The sequence below is a fragment of the Leptodesmis sp. genome (assembly GCF_052746595.1).
The window spans coordinates 1-3,027 of sequence record NZ_JBRAGO010000195.1 but is presented as its reverse complement, the minus strand read 5'-3'; the positions used below and the strand labels follow the sequence as shown (position 1 = coordinate 3,027).

Annotated in this window: 3 protein-coding genes; 2 read left to right on the top strand and 1 reads right to left on the bottom strand. The window is 50.6% G+C overall.

Going from position 1 to position 3,027, the window contains the following annotated elements; translation table 11 throughout:
• Nucleotides 1-175 precede the first annotated feature (175 nt).
• On the top strand, nt 176-2,170 hold the full coding sequence (locus ACUVQO_RS22905; protein ID WP_445928130.1) for a DICT sensory domain-containing protein: 1,995 nt from the start codon (nt 176-178) through the stop codon (nt 2,168-2,170).
• A gap of 135 nt (nt 2,171-2,305) precedes the next feature.
• A complete protein-coding gene (locus tag ACUVQO_RS22900; RefSeq protein WP_233743074.1) occupies nt 2,306-2,731 on the top strand; it encodes a photosystem I reaction center subunit II PsaD in 426 nt (141 codons plus the stop codon).
• Nucleotides 2,732-2,812: 81 nt separating this feature from the next.
• Here the strand turns inward: ACUVQO_RS22900 and ACUVQO_RS22895 are convergent.
• Nucleotides 2,813-3,027, bottom strand: a 215-nt coding sequence (locus tag ACUVQO_RS22895) for a Uma2 family endonuclease (protein WP_445928129.1), incomplete at its 5' end; no start/stop codon positions are given.

The window sequence follows — 3,027 nt, the reverse complement described above, 5'->3', positions numbered from 1 at the left end:
TCTTGGGAAGCCCGCACCGTATGCGTAGCATTGGTGTCGGGAGGATGTCACCAAATTCTGTTTTCGGATGTAACCTTGTAAAAATCTATTCCTGCGAGCGGATCGCTACAGACTGGTTCACAATAGAAAGCGAATCAGAGAATAGCCCTTAGTTTCGTTAGCTGGATTCCTGTTGATGAGCCACTCCCCTTCCCTTCTGGAAGACTTGTTGCAAGCGTTGCCAGAGTTGAGGCCGCAGATGTACTTCAAGCCTTCTCTGACAGCCCTTTCCCATGCGATGGAGGATCAGGTTCTGGCGGGCACTGACCAGCCGATCGTAATTGCTAATTTTCAACGGGAGCGGTTTTATCGCCAGGAGGCCCGTCGCTATCTGCGAATTTCCCAACGCACGAACCAAGTCTACGTCCTGGCGGCTCCCGAAACTGACTTTGCCAATCGCTCGGAGCACTATGAGACGATCGCCTTTAACCCCACCGATGCTCTGGCTCAGGAATGGCATCTGGTAGTAATTGGCGTTCACTATGCCGCCTGTTTAATTTGTCGGGAACGGCAGATTGTGCTTCCTTCCGATGTCTCCATTCAGGTCGCTGCAGATCAACTGAGACGGTTTGAAGGCATCTGGAGCTTTGAACGGAAGACAGCACGGCAGGCAGCGATTCTGTTGCTGGATCGAATTTTGGAATACCGTCCTGAGCTCGCTGAGAAAATTACTCAGGCTAAGACGATGCTGGGACGGCAGACGAAAGCTAAAGCCAACGCTGTCAATCCTGGCCCCTTTGCAGAACGATTGATCACCTACTTACAGGCTGGACAATACAAGTTACTCAAGGCGTATCGATCGATCACAGCCCAGGAACGCAAGGAACGCCTGGTGAATTTAATTACCAGTGCAGTACGACGATCGCTGAACCCGGATGAAATTCTGACAGTGGCTGTCAAGGAATTAGGACAGGCATTGCAGGCGTGTCGGTGTCTGATTTATCGCTGCAAAGAAACGGATACGACGGTCACGATTCAGCACGAGTATCTGGGAGATGGAGTTGTTTCCCTGGTGGGGGAACGCTGGAATCTGGCCGAGAATCCCCTATTTCAGAGGGTGGTACAGCATCAGGAACGACTGTATGTGAACGATACCCGGACGGATCCCTGGGTGCTCAAGGAGGAAGAAGTGATGCCACCCCGATCGCTACTGCAACAATGGCAAATTGCCTCCTGGCTGATGGTACCTGTGATTCATCAGAGTCGGTTACTGGGCATGGTGGAAGTGCATTTCTGCAGCAGTGCCTGTAACTGGAGTGAGGATAATCTGGAACTGGTGGATGCGATCGCCACTCAGATTGGGATCGCCCTGATTCAGGCCGAAGCCTACGCTAATCTGGAAGACTTGAACCAGCAACTGGAAGCCCTCGATCGCACTCGCAGTAACCTGATTGCCATCACAGGGCATGAACTGCGAACGCCACTCTCCACGATTCAGGTTTGCCTGGAAAGCCTTGCTAGTGAACCTGATATGCCACCGGAACTGCGCCAGGTGATGCTGCAATCTGCCTTAGCCGATGCAGAACGGATGCGAAATCTGGTGCAGGACTTTCTCACCCTCTCCCAATTGGAAAGCGGACGAGTGGAATGGCACCTGGAGCCCCTGCCAATTCGAGAATGCGTAGATTTAGCCTTAAGCAGCCTGCGAATTCATCAACAGGGTGCTTCCTTGCCTGCCATTACGATCGATGTGCCCCTGGATTTACCCCTGGTACAGGCCGATGGGGAGTGGCTAGTGGAAGTGTTGTCAAAACTGCTCGATAATGCGTGCAAATTCACCGATTCTGCTGGTCAGGTGCAGGTTGAAGCTCAAATGAACGGTGGCAACCTGCTGGAAGTCACCATTTCAGATACGGGACGTGGCATTGAACCCAATCGGCTGGAAGTAATTTTTGATCGCTTTTATCAGGAAGAAGGGGCGTTACGCAGAACAACAGGTGGCACTGGCTTGGGGTTGGCCATTTGCCGTCAAATTATTACCCGCTTAGGGGGGCAAATCTGGGCAGAATCGGCAGGCAAAGACCAGGGTTCCCAGTTTCACATCACCTTACCGATTGCTCAGACAGAAGAGGACGAAAAAGCACCATCGATCCGAAGTGACAGACGCAAGGTTAATAAGGCAAAACGGTAACTTTTTCGGTCTGTTTTTGTGCTGAATTGCGATCGTCGATCTAAAACTAAAGAACTGTTACAGATCCCTACAAGCTCGGTAACAGAGGTCGGGCTCAATGATAGGATGCCGTAAAACGCTTAGAGAGAAATCCACATGGCAGAAACTCTTACTGGACAACCTCCTATATTCGGTGGTAGCACCGGTGGACTACTGACAAAAGCGCTAGTTGAAGAAAAATACGCGATTACCTGGACGAGTCCCAAAGAACAAGTATTTGAAATGCCCACTGGCGGTGCTGCCGTCATGCGGCAAGGCGAAAACTTGTTGTATCTCGCTCGCAAAGAGCAGTGCATTGCTTTGGGTGGTCAGCAGTTACGAGCCAAGTTCAAAATCAACGATTACAAAATCTATCGGGTTTTTCCCAACGGAGATATTCAATATCTCCATCCCGCCGACGGCGTTTTCCCTGAAAAGGTGAATGCTGGTCGTGCTCAGGTGAATACCGTAGCTCGTAACATTGGCAGCAACCCTGAACCTGCCAAACTCAAGTTCAGTGGTCAAACTCCTTACAGTGTTTAATCGCTAGGGCAACCCCCTGAATTCCAACCCCAAAGGCTTAGCCTTTGGGGTTCATTCTCTTGAAAGGGCTATCGTTGCAGACTAATCTAGAAGCGTGTCAATGCACGTTACCATCGCCTCTGGGTAGTAGTAGACATTCACAGCTTCAATATGAACTTTCATATTGCCGGTATAGGCCCGACACCTACTTCCTTGCAAATGTAGCCGTAGAACAGTGAGCAGGTTTAAAGCAATTGCATCCTGAGCATCACTCCCCCCTGCCACCGCGAAGATTTCACCCTGCCTATATTCATGTT

Excerpts from the sequence above, each read along its gene's own strand:
- ACUVQO_RS22900 (WP_233743074.1), top strand. The coding sequence starts at position 2,306 with ATGGCAGAAACTCTTACTGGACAACCTCCTATATTCGGTGGTAGCACC.
- ACUVQO_RS22905 (WP_445928130.1), top strand. The coding sequence starts at position 176 with ATGAGCCACTCCCCTTCCCTTCTGGAAGACTTGTTGCAAGCGTTGCCA.